17 protein-coding genes are annotated in these 15,918 nt (G+C 61.7%); 8 read left to right on the plus strand and 9 right to left on the minus strand.

The genetic code is table 11. The features are described 5' to 3' along the window. Window positions 1-10: 10 nt before the first annotated feature. Complete coding sequence (gene nth / locus C6Y62_RS03590; RefSeq protein WP_246274265.1) at window positions 11-898, minus strand: endonuclease III; 888 nt, start codon at window positions 896-898, stop codon at window positions 11-13. Between nth and C6Y62_RS03595 the strand changes: the two genes are divergently transcribed. Beyond that, a complete protein-coding gene (locus C6Y62_RS03595; RefSeq protein ID WP_083509740.1) occupies window positions 897-1,439 on the plus strand; it encodes a DUF2244 domain-containing protein in 543 nt (180 codons plus the stop codon). The two genes, nth and C6Y62_RS03595, sit on opposite strands and share 2 nt — an antisense overlap. Window positions 1,440-1,613: 174 nt before the next feature. Further along, window positions 1,614-1,877 carry a hypothetical protein gene (locus C6Y62_RS03600; RefSeq protein ID WP_173952798.1) on the plus strand — a complete coding sequence of 88 codons (264 nt, stop codon included), beginning with the start codon at window positions 1,614-1,616 and terminating at the stop codon, window positions 1,875-1,877. Window positions 1,878-1,917: 40 nt separating this feature from the next. On the opposite strand, the gene C6Y62_RS03605 is transcribed toward C6Y62_RS03600, so the two are convergent. Genes C6Y62_RS03605 through C6Y62_RS03615 form a run of 3 tightly spaced genes read right to left on the minus strand, consistent with a single transcriptional unit; the run spans window position 1,918 to window position 3,425 of the window. Next, the gene (locus tag C6Y62_RS03605) at window positions 1,918-2,313 is read right to left on the minus strand and encodes a VOC family protein (protein ID WP_173952799.1); all 396 of its coding nucleotides are present in this window, start codon (window positions 2,311-2,313) and stop codon (window positions 1,918-1,920) included. 55 nt (window positions 2,314-2,368) lie between these two features. Continuing rightward, entirely contained in the window at window positions 2,369-2,974 is a 606-nt protein-coding gene (gene leuD, locus C6Y62_RS03610) for a 3-isopropylmalate dehydratase small subunit (protein ID WP_068462891.1), read from the minus strand. Between the two features lie 19 nt (window positions 2,975-2,993). Beyond that, window positions 2,994-3,425, minus strand: coding sequence for a hypothetical protein (locus tag C6Y62_RS03615; protein WP_173952800.1), 432 nt, complete (start codon window positions 3,423-3,425; stop codon window positions 2,994-2,996). 41 nt (window positions 3,426-3,466) lie between these two features. Here C6Y62_RS03615 and C6Y62_RS03620 point away from each other — a divergent pair, with 41 nt between their 5' ends. From C6Y62_RS03620 to C6Y62_RS03635, 4 genes are all read left to right on the plus strand, one after another. Further along, window positions 3,467-3,829 carry a hypothetical protein gene (locus C6Y62_RS03620; RefSeq protein ID WP_173952801.1) on the plus strand — a complete coding sequence of 121 codons (363 nt, stop codon included), beginning with the start codon at window positions 3,467-3,469 and terminating at the stop codon, window positions 3,827-3,829. 129 nt (window positions 3,830-3,958) lie between these two features. After that, on the plus strand, window positions 3,959-5,179 hold the full coding sequence (locus C6Y62_RS03625; protein ID WP_173952802.1) for an aminotransferase class I/II-fold pyridoxal phosphate-dependent enzyme: 1,221 nt from the start codon (window positions 3,959-3,961) through the stop codon (window positions 5,177-5,179). Between the two features lie 15 nt (window positions 5,180-5,194). Further along, window positions 5,195-7,789: an FtsK/SpoIIIE family DNA translocase gene (locus C6Y62_RS03630; RefSeq protein WP_173952803.1), complete on the plus strand. Its 2,595-nt coding sequence runs from the start codon at window positions 5,195-5,197 to the stop codon at window positions 7,787-7,789. A 193-nt stretch (window positions 7,790-7,982) separates the two neighbouring features. After that, window positions 7,983-8,738 carry a LolA family protein gene (locus C6Y62_RS03635; protein ID WP_068462900.1) on the plus strand — a complete coding sequence of 252 codons (756 nt, stop codon included), beginning with the start codon at window positions 7,983-7,985 and terminating at the stop codon, window positions 8,736-8,738. 318 nt (window positions 8,739-9,056) lie between these two features. On the opposite strand, the gene C6Y62_RS03640 is transcribed toward C6Y62_RS03635, so the two are convergent. Both C6Y62_RS03640 and C6Y62_RS03645 read right to left on the minus strand, forming a co-directional pair. After that, window positions 9,057-9,593 (minus strand): Crp/Fnr family transcriptional regulator, encoded by a 537-nt coding sequence (locus tag C6Y62_RS03640; protein WP_173952804.1) that lies wholly within the window; start codon window positions 9,591-9,593, stop codon window positions 9,057-9,059. 311 nt (window positions 9,594-9,904) lie between these two features. After that, window positions 9,905-10,591: a response regulator transcription factor gene (locus tag C6Y62_RS03645; protein WP_173952805.1), complete on the minus strand. Its 687-nt coding sequence runs from the start codon at window positions 10,589-10,591 to the stop codon at window positions 9,905-9,907. Between the two features lie 239 nt (window positions 10,592-10,830). On the opposite strand from C6Y62_RS03645, the gene C6Y62_RS03650 reads away from it, so the two are divergent. Continuing rightward, window positions 10,831-11,343, plus strand: a complete 513-nt coding sequence (locus tag C6Y62_RS03650) for a L,D-transpeptidase family protein (protein ID WP_338074306.1) — start codon at window positions 10,831-10,833, stop codon at window positions 11,341-11,343. 138 nt (window positions 11,344-11,481) lie between these two features. Here the strand turns inward: C6Y62_RS03650 and C6Y62_RS03655 are convergent, their stop codons facing one another. From C6Y62_RS03655 to tesB, 3 genes are all read right to left on the minus strand, one after another. Then, on the minus strand, window positions 11,482-12,771 hold the full coding sequence (locus tag C6Y62_RS03655) for an ammonium transporter (protein ID WP_420844145.1): 1,290 nt from the start codon (window positions 12,769-12,771) through the stop codon (window positions 11,482-11,484). Between the two features lie 91 nt (window positions 12,772-12,862). Continuing rightward, window positions 12,863-13,201 (minus strand): P-II family nitrogen regulator, encoded by a 339-nt coding sequence (locus C6Y62_RS03660; protein WP_068462907.1) that lies wholly within the window; start codon window positions 13,199-13,201, stop codon window positions 12,863-12,865. A 236-nt stretch (window positions 13,202-13,437) separates the two neighbouring features. After that, entirely contained in the window at window positions 13,438-14,355 is a 918-nt protein-coding gene (gene tesB / locus C6Y62_RS03665; protein ID WP_173952808.1) for an acyl-CoA thioesterase II, read from the minus strand. Window positions 14,356-14,648: 293 nt separating this feature from the next. On the opposite strand from tesB, the gene C6Y62_RS03670 reads away from it, so the two are divergent. Further along, window positions 14,649-15,908, plus strand: a complete 1,260-nt coding sequence (locus C6Y62_RS03670) for an FAD-dependent monooxygenase (RefSeq protein WP_173952809.1) — start codon at window positions 14,649-14,651, stop codon at window positions 15,906-15,908. Window positions 15,909-15,918 lie beyond the last annotated feature (10 nt).

Consider the following 15,918-nt stretch of genomic DNA (forward strand, 5'->3'; position numbering starts at 1 on the left):
CCCAATCCGCCTACATCGTTTTCGGCTCGAAAAGACATATTTCTCGAACGACACAACGGGGGCATTCAGGCTTACGCGCCTTACAGACATAACGTCCCAGCAGGATCAACCAGTGATGTGCGTGAAGAGCATATCGCTGCGGGATGACGCGCAAGAGATCCTCTTCAACCTCAAGCGGATTACGCCCACTGGAAAGGCCCGTCCGGTTGGCAATCCTGAACACGTGCGTGTCGACCGCCATCGTCGGTTCACCGAAGGCAATATTGAGAACAACGTTCGCGGTCTTGCGACCAACACCCGGAAGGGCCTCCAGTGCTTCGCGCGCCCGCGGCACCTCGCTGCCATGGTTAGCAATAAGTTGACGCGACAGCTCCAGCACATTGCGCGCCTTGGTGCGATAGAGCCCGATGGTCTTGATGTATTCGCGGATGCCTTCTTCGTTCAGCCGCACCATCTTCTCAGGTGTATCAGCGATCTTGAACAGGGCCCGCGTTGCCTTGTTCACTCCTGCGTCGGTGGCCTGCGCCGACAGTACAACGGCGACCAGCAGCGTGAACGGATTGACGTATTCCAGCTCGCCTTTCGGCTCCGGATTATCCTGCTCCAGCAGGTGAAACATTTCTTCGATGGCCTCAGGGCTCAATCGGGTGCGGCCTCGGCTGCGCGGTCGGCCAGGCGACCGCGTCTTCGCCGGCCCTGATGGCTTCTTCTTTGTCGCAACCACATCCGCTTTTGCTGCCGACGCAGGCTTGTCATCAGCCGGCCGATGCCGCTTGCCCCGTCCTGTAGCTGCAGCCGTATCCGGTTTAATCGCTGTTTTAGGATTGGCCGCGCTGGCTTGACGGTCAGCCCGATTGACGCTCTTCATAAACGGTTCCCCACGCAAGGCTTGCAACATGGGCCACGATCACGAGCCAAACAACGTTCCTCACCAGGGAACTGCACAACCTAATGGCGGACAGCAGCCCACCGATCCGGCTGCAGTGCAACTCGTGCTGTATCCGCACAGGTCGTTGAGCCTCAAGGGCTTTCGCAACCTGATGATCGCCCTAGGCGGCGTGAGCCTTGTTACCGGAGTGATATTTCTGCTCAAGGGTGCCTGGCCGGTTTTTGGCTTTTTCGGGCTCGACATCCTGCTCGTCTATGTCGCTTTCCGGCTGAACTATCGAGCCGCCAACCTCCATGAGCGCATCGATCTCAACCGACAGCTTCTCACCATCACCCGGGTTTATCCTTCCGGCGAGCAGGAGAGCCGCGAATTCAATCCCTACTGGGTGCGCGTCCGGCTAGCCCAAAGTCCGCAGGGCACTACCGACCTGCGGCTGGCCTCCCACGGTCAAGAGTTCGCGTTCGCCCGCTTCCTGACCGACGATGAGCGCCGCGACCTTTGCCATTTTCTTTCCGGCGCGTTGGCCGAAGCGCGGGCCGCACGCGCTTGAAAGCCTCCGCAGGCCAACACCCTAATTTTTGCTTTCCCAACCCATCAAGCTTGAAAACAATTTTGCGCAAAATCCGCTTTCCCTCGCGAGCGGGATTGCAACGCACCATGCGTACTATGCCTTGATGGATGGCGGAAAAAACCGCCGCAACATCATGCAGCGGGAGAAAAAAGCATGCGTGCAATTATTGCCAGCGCCTTGGCTGTGGGACTGACGTGCGCCATGGGCGTTCAAACGGCGGATGCTGGTCGCAACGGCCGCGCCTATCGTACCGCTGACAGCTGCCGCCCCTACAATGGACCGTTCGGCTTCTACGGCAACATCTGGTGCCAGCCGAGTCAGGAATCCTACATGCGCAACCTTGGTGCACAGTGGCCGCAGAAAACCCCGCGTTCGCTGCGCAATCCGCCCCGATATGGCTCGTATTACGATTATTGATCTTCAAAGCGCTCAGCGGGGTAGCGCGCATCGCCTCAGCTCAGCTGAAGCGACCGCCCCGCTGGAGCACCTCGATCTTGTAGCCGTCCGGATCTTCGATGAAGAAGAACTGACCGAATGGCTGCCCCTCATGCGTCATTGTCTTGATGTCCTTCGGCGATAGTCCGGCGGACTGCATGCGCGCATGCTCAGCACTAAGATCATCGACGACAAAAGCAACGTGGCCGTAGCCGTCACCCAGCGCATAGGGTTCGGTGCGGCCCTTGTTGATTGTCAGCTCGACTTCGAAGGGCGACTGCTCGCCCTTCATGTAAACAAGCGTGAAATCTGGGAAGTCGACCCGCTGGGAAATTTCCAGCCCGAATGCCTTGCGATAGAAATCAACGCTGCGTGCCTCATCCAGCACGCGCACCATCATATGGATCGGCTTGGCCATTCGTTCCCCCGTTATCAGATGTCAGCCTTCAGGCGTCCGTGCGATGACTAGGCGATCAAAGCCACGGGCGCGCGGCTGAAACTGTGTTCTCGAACGTCTCGATTTCCGACTTCTTCTGCAGCGTCAGACCGATGGAATCCAGCCCGTTCAACAGACAGTGCTTGCGGAACGGATCAATTTCAAACTTGATCACGCCGCCATCGGGGCCGTGAATTTCCTGCGCTTCGAGATCAACTGTCAGCGTTGCATTGGCGCCCCGGCTGGCATCGTCCATCAGCTTGTCGACTTCAGACTGCGGCAGCTTGATCGGCAGAATGCCGTTCTGGAAACAGTTGTTATAGAAGATGTCGGCGAAATCGGCGGCGATGACACAGCGGATGCCGAAGTCCAGCAGCGACCACGGCGCGTGTTCACGTGAGGAGCCGCAGCCGAAGTTCTCGCCCGTCACCAGAATGGTGGCCTTGCGATAGGCCGGCTGGTTGAGCACGAAATCCGGGATCTCCTTGCCTTCCTGATCGTAGCGCATTTCATAGAACAGGCTTTTGCCAAGCCCGGTGCGCTTGATCGTCTTCAGGAACTGCTTCGGGATGATCATGTCGGTGTCGATGTTGCGCAGCGGCAGCGGCGCGGCAACCCCGGTGAGCGTCGTGAACTTTTCCATGCTCGCTCTTCAGCGCCTTTCACATTCTGAGGCCGTCAGCCAGGGCTCTGAAATAGCCTTCGGCCGAGGCGAGGCGATCGAGGTCTTTGGGCTTGCGACCAGCCACCACATTTCTGTGCAGCTCGCCAGGCCGAAGCACCTCAAGCCGTCTTTTAACCCCCGCAAGCTTGCGCCCGTCAAGCTGCTGCTCCAGCGCACCGACCATGGTGTCGATATAGCCGGCGATGCGGCCCAGCTCCCGCACCGCCTGCCCCCGGGCTGACCGATCGGCCGGATCGGCTTCCAGCCGACGCAAGGCTTCACCCGCACGTTCCAATGTGGTGGCGATCCTTTCGGCATAGCCAGCCAGACGGACACGCCGCGCTTCATCCAGGCCGGTGAGGATGGCAAGCCAGCAGTGGACGGTCTGGGCGATGGCTAGAATACCGCGGGCGTAACTGACAATCGGCAAAACTATGCTCCCTGAAAAGGCAACTGAGCATAGGTGCGGGTTTGCAGGACGGGGATTTCAGTCGCCGAGCACTCCTTGGCAGCTGGCGCGGCAAGCCGCGCATTGAAATAGCGAAAGTCGTTCAAGCTCCCCGCCAAATTGCTGCACATGCGAACAATGTGTGCGACTGCTTATTTTGGTTTCGTAATAATCACGCCGTCCATCTTTTCTTAACCAAAATTATTCACCCTCCGAGCACCGCCGATGACCGGCCGAATAGTGTTTCGGAGATGCGTATGTACCGAGTTCTCGCTGCCGTCCTTTTGACCGCTGTAGCTGTGCAGTTGTCGGGCTGCACCGGCTCTCTGCGCCTGGGAAGCAACGCCACCGTTATGGAAAACCTGCTCAAGGCCAGCCAGGTTTGACGGTTGCTGCCGACGGAATGTCTTGCGCACGGCCAAACTTCCGTAGACGCTGCCCCGTCTCGCCGCTATTGGCGGCGGGAGGCCGTTCAGCGTCCGCAACGCATTCCGAAGATCGCACCGTAGATTGCCATGACCACTTCGCCATCCGGCCTTGCAGCACTCGCCAACGGCGCAGTGCTCTCTCCGTTCACGCAACTGCGCAAGCTGCTCGGTGATACCCCGGCCGGACATGCGAACGTCATCGACCTGACGATTGGCGAACCGCGCGAGCCGATGCCGCCGTTCGTCACTGAAAAACTTCTGGAGGTGCAGACAGCCTACGCCAACTATCCGCCGATCCGCGGCACGGGTGAACTGCGCACCGCCATTTCAAACTGGGCAGCGAAGCGCTTCGGCGCCAACGCAGCACCTGACCCCGAGCGCGAGATCCTGCCCATCAACGGATCGCGCGAAGGCCTGTTTTTAGCGGCTTTACCCGCAGTCGGGCGCAAGGCGAATGTCTCGCGACCCGCCGTTCTGATGTGCAATCCGTATTACAGCGCATACGTTGGCGGCGCGTTGGCAACGAATGCCGAGCCCGTCTATCTCAACGCCACCGCCGCCACCGGCCATCTGCCTGATCTGGAAGCGCTGGCGCAGAATAAAGCCCTGCTCGAACGCGCTGCTGCGCTCTATTTGTGCTCGCCCGCCAATCCACAAGGCGCCGTTGCCAATGCGCAGTACATCAAGCGCGCACTCGACCTCGCCCGCGCCTACGACTTCATACTGTTCTTCGACGAATGCTATTCGGAGATCTACGACACCACTCCGCCCACCGGCGCGCTTGAAGTTGCCGCGCAAACGCCGGAGCGGTTCAGCAATCTCGTGGTGTTCAATTCGCTGTCCAAGCGATCGAACCTGCCCGGCCTGCGCTCCGGCTTCTGTGCCGGCGATGCCAGCTTCATCGACACGTTCGGCGAGATCCGCAACATGGTCGCGCCGCAGATGCCGGGCCCGACGCAACATGCCTCCGCCGCCGTGTGGTCGGATGAAGTGCACGTGGAAGCAAACCGCGCTGCATACCGGCAGAAATACGATGTCTGCGATCGCGTTTTGCAGGGCCGTTACGGTTACCAGCGGCCGGCCGGAGGCTTCTTTCTCTGGCTCGATGTGAACAATTTCGGCGGTGCAAGTGAGGCTACGGTAACCTTATGGCAACGTGCCGGTGTCAAGGTGCTTCCTGGCGCCTTTCTGGCACAGGCCGGATGTGACGGAACCAATCCTGGAGCAGATTATCTGCGACTGGCTCTTGTCCGTGACCCAGCGACGGTCGGCGAGGCGCTCGAACGATTAGTAGTAGTTCTTGCGTAACAGAGTACGTTCGATATGTCGCTCGAGTCGCATGACCCGAGACGCCTTCTTCCTCCAGACATGGAAGATCGGCTGATCGGCTGGATGATCCGCGTAGCTGGCCTGATGGCTCTCATCGGCGTCGCTGCAGCCTGGGCAAGCTTGCTGACGTGGTCGCAATCCGACCCGAGCCTTACGCACGCCGCCCATGGCGATCCCACCAACGCATTGGGAGCGGCCGGCGCCATCTTCGCGGATGTGCTGCTGAACACACTTGGCTTTGCCGGCGTGTTTCTGTTGCTTGCGCCGATGTTCTGGGGCATCGAGCTGATGCTGGCGGAGCGCATTTCCGCCAGCCGCAAGAAGACAAGCCTGTTCCCGCTCGCGGTTCTGCTTCTGGCCGGTGGCTTCGCAGCCCTACCGCTTTCCGCCACCTGGCCGTTCGGACACAGCTTCGGCGGCATCGTCGGCGATTGGGTTTATAAGCTGACCGCGACCGCGCTTGATCTGGTCGGCGCATCCGCTGCGATGCCACTCGCCGGGTTTATCTATTTCCTCGCCGGTTTCGCCGTGCTCGGCTACAGCATCGGCCTGGAACGCGAAGACCTGAACCGCCTGCTGGATCGCAGCCGCCGCGTCTCGCGCAGCCGCGGTCCGCTGATGCCGGAATGGTTGGGCCAGTATTTCGCCCGTTCGCCGGTAGTATTCGAGCCCGCCACCGCGGCGCCGATGCAGCCGGTTTACGCAACTGACAATGAAGCGCCTGTCGCGCGCCGTCGCGAGCCGTTCCTTCCCGGGCCGGCCAAGTTCGAACGCGCCATGCCGGACGACGCCGATACGGAAATCATGCACCCGGCTCAGCCGCCGCGTTCGCTGACCGATGCCATCGCAAGCGACGCCGTGCGCGATCACGATGATATCGGCTTCGACGACACGACCGACGCTGAAAGCCGTGCCATTGCGCAGCGCTTCGCGCCCGCCAATGCGCCGCGCGTTCCTGCTGAACCCGACGACGCCGAAGATCTGCCCGCGATTGTAACCAAGCAGCGCGAGCAGGTGGCGAAGACGACGAAGCGCTCCGGGCTCCTGGGTGGCGTTGCTGCCCGCGCGCCGGCTTCGTATCGCCCGCCCGCGATGAACCTTCTGCGTCGGCCGCCTGCCGGTAAGCAGGGCCCAACGTTCACGCAGTCAGTGCTGCGTGGAACTGCGCGCCTGCTTGAAGAAGTGCTGGCCGATTTCTCGATCAAGGGCGAAGTACGCGAGATCAAGCCCGGCCCGGTCGTGACGCTGTTTGAGCTTGAGCCCGCACGCGGCACCAAGTCATCACGCGTGGTCGCGCTGGCTGAAGATATCGCACGCTCGCTCAGCGTCACCTCGGCGCGCGCTGCGGTCGTTCCCGGCCGCAACGTGATCGGCATCGAGTTGCCGAACGTACGCCGCGAAACCGTATATCTGCGCGACATCTTCGAAGCCGACACATTCAGCGCATCCGAAGCCGCGTTGCCGATGGCGCTCGGCAAATCCATCGGCGGCGATCCCATCGTCGCGGATCTTGCACGCATGCCGCATCTGCTGGTTGCCGGCACCACCGGCTCGGGCAAGTCAGTCGGCGTCAATGCGATGATCCTGTCGCTGCTTTATAAGCGCGCCCCGGAAGAATGCCGGATGCTGATGATCGATCCGAAGATGCTGGAACTGTCTGTTTACAACGGCATTCCGCACCTGCTGACGCCTGTCGTCACCGATCCGCACAAGGCCGTCGCGGCCCTGAACTGGGTCGTCGGCGAAATGGAAGAACGCTACAAGCGCATGGCCGCGCTGTCGGTTCGCAACATCGAAGCCTTCAACACCCGCGTGAAGAAGGCGCAGAGCCGTGGCGAACAGCTTACGCGCACGGTGCAGACCGGCTTCAACGAAAGCACCGGTGAAGCGATCTACGCGCAGCAGGAAGTTGCCGCTGAAACGATGCCGTACATCGTCGTCGTGGTGGACGAGTTCGCCGACCTGATGATCGTTGCCGGCAAGGAAATCGAAGGCGCCATTCAGCGTCTGGCGCAGATGGCGCGCGCTGCCGGCATCCATCTCATTATGGCAACGCAGCGTCCGTCGGTTGACATCGTCACCGGTACGATCAAGGCCAACTTCCCGGCCCGGATCAGCTTCAAGGTGGCGTCAAAGATCGACAGCCGCACGATCCTGAACGAGCAGGGTGCCGAACAGCTTCTGGGGCAGGGCGACATGCTCTACTCGCTCGGCACCGGCCAGATCGTACGCGCGCACGGACCGTTCGTTTCGGATGAGGAAGTGGAATCGATCGTCGAAGCGCTGCGCAAGCAGGGCACACCGCAATACGTCGATGGCATCACCGACGCCGCGCCCGCTGCAGACGAAGCAGGTTCTGACCCGCGCACCGCGAGCGAAGACGACATCTACGACATGGCCGTTGCCATTGTGCTGCGCGACCGCAAAGCATCGACCAGCTACATCCAGCGGCGCCTGTCGATCGGCTATAACCGCGCCGCCGATCTGATCGAGCGCATGGAAAGCGAAGGCCTGATCAGCGCCGCGAGCAGCACCGGAAAGCGCGAGATCCTCGTTTCCGGCCGTGACGGCTCCGGCGGCCGCGGCTGATCCGGCACGGCACAGATTATCCAGCCCCGCCAGCTATCGGCGGGGCTTTTCAATGATCCGAGCCTAGCAACGTAAAAACCGCCAACATGTGGTCTCATTGTTTGGCCACGAGTGCGGGTCAGGTGTTCCCGGTTCGGCTGGGATATTCTATCTAATGCGCAAACTACGGCGATTCGGGAGACGTTGAGGGTCCATGCAGGAACTCAAAGCAGTCGCAGCAGCGGCACTGGTATCTCTCGGCCTTCTGGCCGTTCCGGCAGCCGCCGCCGATCAGCCGGTCAAGGCCCCCGCTCCGATGCCAGCCTCTGGACCCAAGCCGGGCGAAGCTACGGCAGGTGCAGGATCGGCCTGGAGCGCTCAGGTCGCCCCCAGCAAGGCCGGCAACGAGGGGCTCGCTCTCGATGACCATCAGACCGATCTGGTGCATAAGGTCTCGCAGTATTTCGCCGGCCTCGACACGCTGCAGGGCAACTTCGTGCAGACCGGTGCCGACAACAAGCGCATGCGCGGCAAGTTCTACGTGATGCGCCCCGGTCGTTTTCGCTTCGACTACAACCGCCCATCACGCCAGATCGTGATTTCCGATGGTCGCTATCTGGCCATCCAGGATCTCGACCTCAACAACGAAGATCGCGTGGCGCTGGACGATACGCCCTTCCGCCTACTGCTGCGCTCGGACGTAGATCTGGTGCGCGATGCCAAGATCATGGAAGTTCAGGAGGCGGACGACCTGCTGGTCGTGGGTCTCGTCGACAAGAACCCGAACACCCCAGGCCAGATCAAGCTCTTCATGTCGACCAAGCCGGCGCTTGAGCTTAAGGAATGGGTAACCAAGGACGCGCAAGGTCTCGATACGCGGGTTCAGGTTTCAAACCTCGCCAAGAGCGTCGAGCTCGATTCCGCGATGTTCAAGATTCAGGCCTTGGGCAGACCGCTCGGCACTCCCTAAGCGGCGCGCCGCGAATCACACGACTGTGGCTCCACGAGCCCTGGGCAATCTCTGTCTGGGGATAACTTGCTACGTGCCGGTAACATTTTCGTGATCGACCGGGGGCGCCACTATTGAACTTTCAACCTTTGCGCTTAACTCAAGTCAGACAGGTGATGTCACCCTGTATCGGTAGTGCCCCCCCGTCTAGCCGAACGACATCACCTGGGGTGCCGGCTTCCCTCCCGGCGCCGCGCGCGCAAGCGCTCTCGACGCCCAACCCCTCCCCCCGGGGTTGGGCGTTTTTTTATTCTCACGCCCGGATTTCAAGCCCGCACATCAGCCGGCAGCAGCGCGCGCCTGCTCTGCCCGCTGGGGCTGCTCAGCCGTCTCCGCCACCCCTGCGGGCTGGTGAGCGGCCAACGCATCGGCCTTCGCAAGATGGGTATCGACGCGCCGCAACACTTCAGCCGTCTGGGCCAGGCGCGCAGAAAGGTTCTGCATCAGGCGATCCGCCATCGCACGGTCCTGCAAAATCAGTTCATGCAGGCTGTCGCGACGGATATGCACCGACCGCACCTTGTTGCGGGCAACAACGGTGCAACCGTAATTGGTCTCGATCAGCATCGCCGCTTCGCCGATCAGCGATCCGCTCATGATCGGCTCGCCAACGGTGATGAGTTGCGGCCCGCTCACGCGCATTGCCTTGCCCGACACGATAAGGATCGCAGCGTCAGCAACGGTGTCTTCCTCAACCATCGTCGCGCCCGGCGTGTAGGTGACACGATCGGCCCGGCGCGCAATCGCGGCGACCTGCAGCGGCGTCAGCCCACGGAAAATCGGGAGGATGGCGAGTTGTCCGGCAAAGAGTTCCAAGGCGTTCCCATCGCGTTTGAGTGGCCGAGGACGCGGAACTTTTCAGCATGCGAACATGCCTGCATCAGCTAAATCTTGCAGTGACGCAAGCTGCGGAAACCGTGAGTGATTCGCGGCGCCGCACGCATGAGCGGTACACAATTGGCAGCAACGACGTCCACAGGTTACGCACGCGCCCTGTGGAAAACATGCCTATCGGAAGGCGCTCGCGGCCCAAAGGCCACGCCCTGCCAACGCACTGAATGGGGCAGTAAAATTCGCGAAAACTTAGCCGCGCGCCCAATCGGCAGCATTAGCTGCGATAGGCTTTGTCAGGGCACAAGCCGGTAGCCGCCAGCTTCCGTGACCAGAAGCTCTGCGTTCGACGGATCGCGCTCAATCTTCTGCCGCAGCCGGTAGATGTGCGTTTCCAGCGTGTGCGTCGTCACGCCGGCATTGTAGCCCCACACCTCGTGCAGCAGCGTATCGCGCGACACGACCTTATCGCCGGAACGATAGAGATACTTCAGGATTGAAGTTTCCTTCTCCGTCAGCCGGACCTTCGATCCCTTCTCGTCGGTCAGAAGCTTCGAAGCCGGCTTGAAGGTGTATTGTCCGATAGTGAAGATCGCATCTTCGCTCTGCTCGTGCTGTCGCAACTGCGCACGTATGCGCGCCAGCAGCACGGCGAACTTGAACGGCTTGGTGATGTAGTCGTTAGCGCCCGCGTCAAGGCCGAGGATCTGGTCCGCGTCCGATACATTGCCGGTCAGCATCACGATCGGCGTCTTGAAGCCGCCTTTGCGCAGCAGGCGAACCGCTTCCCTGCCGTCCATATCCGGCAACGATACGTCGAACACCACCAGATCGAAGTGGTTCGATTTGGCTATCTCCATACCCTTGGATGCCAGACCGACAGTCTCCACGTCGAACTCGTCATGCAGGATGAGCTGGTCTTTGAGGGTTTCGCGCAGGTCCTCGTCATCATCTACAATGAGGACGCGTCGGGCCGTCGTCATCTTCGCTACTTCGCTCCCTCAGACTTCAAGAATCCTGCGCCGGTTATTCCGGTGGGTTCAAGTACATTCGTTGGCATAACTCGGGAGCAATTAACGCCCCACCCCGGTGACGGCAGAGATAAACTGCTTGGCCACGTCGGATGCCCCGTCTTATCTGACGCTTGCCGAATAGCATGGACACACCGGAAGCTCCAATGACCACCCTACCCAGTAACCACCGGTCAGCTTCTAAAATAGTCGTGAGAAGCCTTTCGCCAAGGGCTACCCGGGGCGTTCTGACCTACGGCAACCTCAGCTTTCCCTGCGTACTCGGGTTTAACGGCCGTCGCGTCGACAAGCGCGAGGGCGACAACGCCAGCCCGATCGGCACATTTGCGCTGCGTTCGGCGCGCTATCGGCCCGACAAGTTGCTGCGGCCACGCACGGGGCTGACGATACGCCCAACCCAACGCGACGACGGCTGGTGCGATACGCCCCGCGACCGCAATTACAATCGGCCTGTCCGACTGCCATATCCGGCCAGATGCGAAAAGCTTTGGCGCGACGACGGCCTCTACGATGCGATGATCATTCTCGACCATAACGAGCGGCCCCGAGTCCATGGCGGCGGCAGCGCGGTTTTCATCCACATTGCCCGCCCCGGCATGACGCCGACTGAAGGCTGCATCGCGTTAGAGAGGCATCATCTGCTGCGCCTGCTGGAAGCGATCGGCAGCCAGCCCGGACCGGTGCAGATCGTAATTCCAGCTTAATCCGCAGACTATCCGACAACGCACAAAAAAGGCCCGGAAGGCCGAAGCCCCGGGCCAGTTGTGCACGCCTAGGGGAAGGCGCACGCGCGCGGGAGACAAAGGCTGCGGACGAAACTCCGCCCGCAGCCCTTCGAGGAGTTACTGGAGAGACTCGCCGTGCAGAGCAACGTCGAGGCCTTCCACTTCCGTAGCTTCGCTGACACGGATGCCCATGGTGTACTTGAGCAGCATCAGGATGCCGAAGGTAGCAACGGCACACCATGCGATGGTGGCAAGGATGCCGTAGAGCTGGATGCCAACCTGAGCGTAGTTGCCTTCGAGCAGGCCGGCGGTGCCGCCGATTGCTTCGACCGCGAATACACCCGTGAGGATGGCACCGATGATGCCGCCGACGCCGTGAACACCGAAGACGTCAAGGCTGTCGTCGTAGCCAAGGGCCTTCTTCACGCCGGTCGACATGATGTAGCAGCCGACGCCCGAAGCAGCACCGATGAGCAGAGCACCCTTCACATCGACGAAGCCGCAAGCCGGAGTGATGGCGACGAGACCGGCGATGGCGCCAGAAGCGATGCCAAGCATGGTCGGCTTGCCGTGCACCAGCCATTCTGAGAACATCCAGGCCAGCGCGGCAGCAGCGGTAGCAACCTGCGTTGCGGACATTGCAACACCGGCAGTGGAGTTGGCGCCGAGGGCCGAGCCAGCGTTGAAGCCGTACCAGCCAACCCACAGCAGGGCAGCGCCGATCATCGTGAATACAAGGTTCGAAGGCGCCATGCTCTCGGTGCCGAAACCCTTGCGGCGACCAAGTACGAGGCACGCAACGAGACCTGCAACACCGGCATTGATGTGAACGACCGTGCCACCAGCGAAGTCAAGAACGCCGTCGCCAGCAAGGAAGCCGCCGCCCCACACCCAGTGGCAGACCGGGACATAGACGAGGAACAGCCAGAGCGACATGAAGACGAGCAGCGACGAGAACTTCATGCGGTCAACAACCGAACCGATGATCAGGGCGGGCGTGATAGCCGCGAAGGTCATCTGGAAGGTCGCGAAAACCAGCTCCGGAATGGTGCCCGTCAGGCTGTCCTTGCCGATGCCCGCGAACATCATCTTGTCGAGGCCGCCGATATACGAATTGTAAGCGCCGCCATCGGTGAAGGCGAGGGAGTAGCCGGCAACAAGCCAGAGCACCGACATGAGACAGACCGTGGCGAACACGGCCATACAGACGGAAAGAATATTCTTCTTGCGCACCATGCCGCCGTAAAACAGCGCGAGGCCCGGCACCGCCATCATCAGCACGATGACCATCGACACGAGCATCCATGCGGTGTCGCCGGTATCGAGCTTTGGCGTCTCTTCCTGCGCCAACGCCGGCAGCGCCGTCGCCGCAAACAGGCCGGCCGCCACACAGGTGGACGCCGCCATTCTTCCGAGATCTCTAAAGTTCATCACTAGAATTCCCCTTCCCTTTGGGTACTGGTCGTCTTTTGCTCTCGCCCATTCAGGCGGAGCCGGTTCAAAGCGCGTTGTCGTCCGCCTCGCCGGTGCGAATGCGAACTGTGTGCTCGACAGGAGAAACGAAGATTTTGCCGTCGCCGATCTGGCCGGTCTTGGCGGCGCGTTGGATTGCATCCACCGCCTTGTCGACCAGCGCTGTGGGAGCAACGACCTCGATCTTGATCTTGGGCAGGAAGTTCACCGCGTACTCGGCGCCGCGATAGATCTCCGTGTGCCCCTTCTGTCGTCCGTATCCCTTGACTTCAGTGACCGTCATGCCTTGCAGCCCGAGTTCGGTCAGCGCGGAGCGAACCTCCTCGAGCTTGAATGGCTTGATGATTGCCGTGATCAACTTCATGCCGATCTTTCTCCCCTTGACGCACTGACCGCCCGTAGCGACGGCCTCATCGTCTTCTCAATTCGACGTGCGCATGCGCGACCGCCGCCCTAAGACGGAGTCAAGAGCCGTGCCAATTCGTGAGGGGAGACCTAGGTCTTTGTTTTTATGAAATAAAAAAGAATATGCCGCCAAGCCGGAGGGCATTTTGGCGGCACATGCTGCTTGTTATTTGTGCAATATCTGGCTGATGCCTATTATCTGGGCACGAAGGCGGAGGCTCGCTGCCTCATCAGCCCTTCCTGCACCACCGAGGCGATCAAAATGCCGTCACGCGTATAGATGCTGCCCCGGCAAAACCCGCGCGCGCCGAACCCGCTGGGGCTGTCCTGCACGTACAAAAGCCACTCGTCGGCGCGGAACGGCCGGTGAAACCAGATGCCATGATCGAGGCTCGCGAGCTGCACATCGGCGTCGAACAGCAGCTTGCCGTGCGCGATAAGTGCCGTATCCAAAAGGGTAAAATCCGAAGCATAGGCCAGCACTGCCTGATGCACGATGGGGTCATCCGGCAACTTGCCCGCCGCCTTGATCCAGATGTTCTGCAGCGGCGTCTTCTTCTCGCGGACCAGATACCGCGACAAATCAGCCACCCGCATGTCGATCGGCCGCTCGCGACTCCAGTAGCTCCGCATCGCCTCTGGCAAGGTGTCCAGATGCTCGGCAATCGCTTCCTTGGGGTTCGGCAATGCCTCCGGCAGCGGCACGTCCACCGGCATCGTCGCCTGATGCTCGAAACCCTCCTCCGCCTTGTGGAACGAAGAGCTCATCGAGAAGATCGGCCGACCGTGCTGGATCGCCTTCACCCGCCGCGTGGTGAAGCTGCCGCCGTCGCGGATGCGCTCCACGTCATAGATGATAGGTCGCGACGGATCGCCCGCCAGCAAGAAATAGCCATGCAGCGAGTGCACCGGCCGCTCCGGATCGACCGTCCGCGCCGCCGCCACCAGCGCCTGCCCCAGCACCTGCCCGCCAAACACCCGCTGCCAGCCCTCAATGCCGCGCGCGCCGCGAAACAGGTTGTTCTCCAGCGGCTCCAGATTGAGCGTAGCCAGCAGCGCATCGAGAGCGGACTGGGCGGAGCTACCGCCCGCGGGGTTGTCTGATGTTGTCATCTAAGTCCCTATCTCTCTGCCTGTCTGCCTAAAGTCTGTTCCGCGCGCCGAGCCTTGACCCACGTCAGCGATACCGCGCTGGCCGGCCAAGCTGCGCAACGAAGCCGCCGCGGGCCGAAATCCTCTGGCACAGCCCAGCCCCATGCGGCAGATGGGTTGCCGCTGCTCGCGAGCAAGCCCCGCGCGTCACCACCGGGCGTTTCTCCCGCGCCCCGATCTTGCTATCAGCTTATCCAGCCGGGGCGCTCTGCAAATCGTGCGAACCGCTGGCCGCACTGAAGGATGGATTGCAAATGGCGCAACAGCCCGCCCGCTTCGATGTCGCGATCTCCGGCGCCAGCTATGCCGGCATGGCGCTGGCCTGTGCTCTCGCCGACGCCCTCGGCGATGAATTGCGCATCGCCCTGATCGATCGCGCCGCGCCACCTGCTGCCACATCCGGCCATCAATCCAACCACGCGCACGATGCCCGCGCCTTCGCCCTCTCCGCCGCATCCCGCCACCTGCTGCAGGCCATCGGCGTTTGGGACAGCATCGCCCATGCCGCCCAGCCCGTGACGGGGATCGAGCTGACCGACTCCCCGCTCGATGCCGGCGTGCGGCCAGTGCTGCTGCGTTATGACAACGTCACCGGCGATGGCGAGGCTGCAACGCATATCGTACCCGCGCACCTGCTGGCCGATGCTCTGCGCGCCCGCCTGGCGGCGCACCCATCCATCACGCTGCTTGCCCCCGCGAACGCAACTGGCTTCACCGCCAGCGATGCAACCGCCACGGTGCAGCTTGCCGATGGCCGCGAAATCAACGCCGCACTGGTGATCGCCGCCGACGGCCGCAAATCTACGTTGCGCGATGCAGCCAACATCAAGCTGATCGGCTGGGACTATGCGCAGACCGGCATCGTCACCACCGTGCAGCACGCGCACCCGCACGAAGGCCGCGCGGTGCAGCACTTCCTGCCCGGCGGGCCGTTCGCCATCCTGCCGCTAACCGGCAACCGCGCCTGCATCACCTGGAGCGAGGACGCCAGGGAAGCCGCGCGCATTCTGGCGCTGGATGACGATGGCTTCCTGCGCGAGGTAGAGAAGCGTTTCGGTGGCCGTCTCGGCGCCATCACGCTGGAAGGGCCGCGCCAGTCGTGGCCGCTATCGATGCATCTGGCGCGCAGCTATGTCGCCCAGCGGTTCGCGCTGATCGGCGACGCTGCACATGGCGTCCACCCCATCGCGGGGCAGGGGCTGAACCTCGGCCTGCGCGATGTCGCGGCGCTGACGGAAGCGGTCGCGGACAACATGCGGCTAGGCTTCGACGCGGGCGATGCGTTGGCGCTGCGCCGCTATGAGCGTTGGCGGCGTTTTGATTCAGCAGTTTCGACGGCGACGTTCGACGGCATCAACCGCCTGTTTTCAAGCGACGCAACGTTGCTGCGCTCAGCGCGCGAGTTCGGGCTCGGCGTGGTCGATCGCATTCCGGCGCTGAAACGCTTCTTCGTCGAGGAAGCGGCGGGCCTCACCGGCGCAGTGCCTAAGCTGCTACGCGGGAAACGGGTTTAGGGGACGTCGT

This window comes from Hyphomicrobium sulfonivorans (assembly GCF_013306565.1).
GTDB classification, from domain to species: domain Bacteria; phylum Pseudomonadota; class Alphaproteobacteria; order Rhizobiales; family Hyphomicrobiaceae; genus Hyphomicrobium_A; species Hyphomicrobium_A sulfonivorans.

Bases quoted from the DNA above. Each gene is read 5' to 3' on its own strand.
- C6Y62_RS03595 (WP_083509740.1), top strand. From the start codon at position 897: ATGGGCCACGATCACGAGCCAAACAACGTTCCTCACCAGGGAACTGCA.
- nth (WP_246274265.1), bottom strand. From the start codon at position 898: ATGTTGCAAGCCTTGCGTGGGGAACCGTTTATGAAGAGCGTCAATCGG.
- C6Y62_RS03600 (WP_173952798.1), top strand. From the start codon at position 1,614: ATGCGTGCAATTATTGCCAGCGCCTTGGCTGTGGGACTGACGTGCGCC.
- C6Y62_RS03605 (WP_173952799.1), bottom strand. From the start codon at position 2,313: ATGGCCAAGCCGATCCATATGATGGTGCGCGTGCTGGATGAGGCACGC.
- leuD (WP_068462891.1), bottom strand. From the start codon at position 2,974: ATGGAAAAGTTCACGACGCTCACCGGGGTTGCCGCGCCGCTGCCGCTG.
- C6Y62_RS03625 (WP_173952802.1), top strand. From the start codon at position 3,959: ATGACCACTTCGCCATCCGGCCTTGCAGCACTCGCCAACGGCGCAGTG.
- C6Y62_RS03630 (WP_173952803.1), top strand. From the start codon at position 5,195: ATGTCGCTCGAGTCGCATGACCCGAGACGCCTTCTTCCTCCAGACATG.
- C6Y62_RS03635 (WP_068462900.1), top strand. From the start codon at position 7,983: ATGCAGGAACTCAAAGCAGTCGCAGCAGCGGCACTGGTATCTCTCGGC.
- C6Y62_RS03645 (WP_173952805.1), bottom strand. From the start codon at position 10,591: ATGACGACGGCCCGACGCGTCCTCATTGTAGATGATGACGAGGACCTG.
- C6Y62_RS03655 (WP_420844145.1), bottom strand. From the start codon at position 12,771: ATGGCGGCGTCCACCTGTGTGGCGGCCGGCCTGTTTGCGGCGACGGCG.
- C6Y62_RS03660 (WP_068462907.1), bottom strand. From the start codon at position 13,201: ATGAAGTTGATCACGGCAATCATCAAGCCATTCAAGCTCGAGGAGGTT.
- tesB (WP_173952808.1), bottom strand. From the start codon at position 14,355: ATGACAACATCAGACAACCCCGCGGGCGGTAGCTCCGCCCAGTCCGCT.
- C6Y62_RS03670 (WP_173952809.1), top strand. From the start codon at position 14,649: ATGGCGCAACAGCCCGCCCGCTTCGATGTCGCGATCTCCGGCGCCAGC.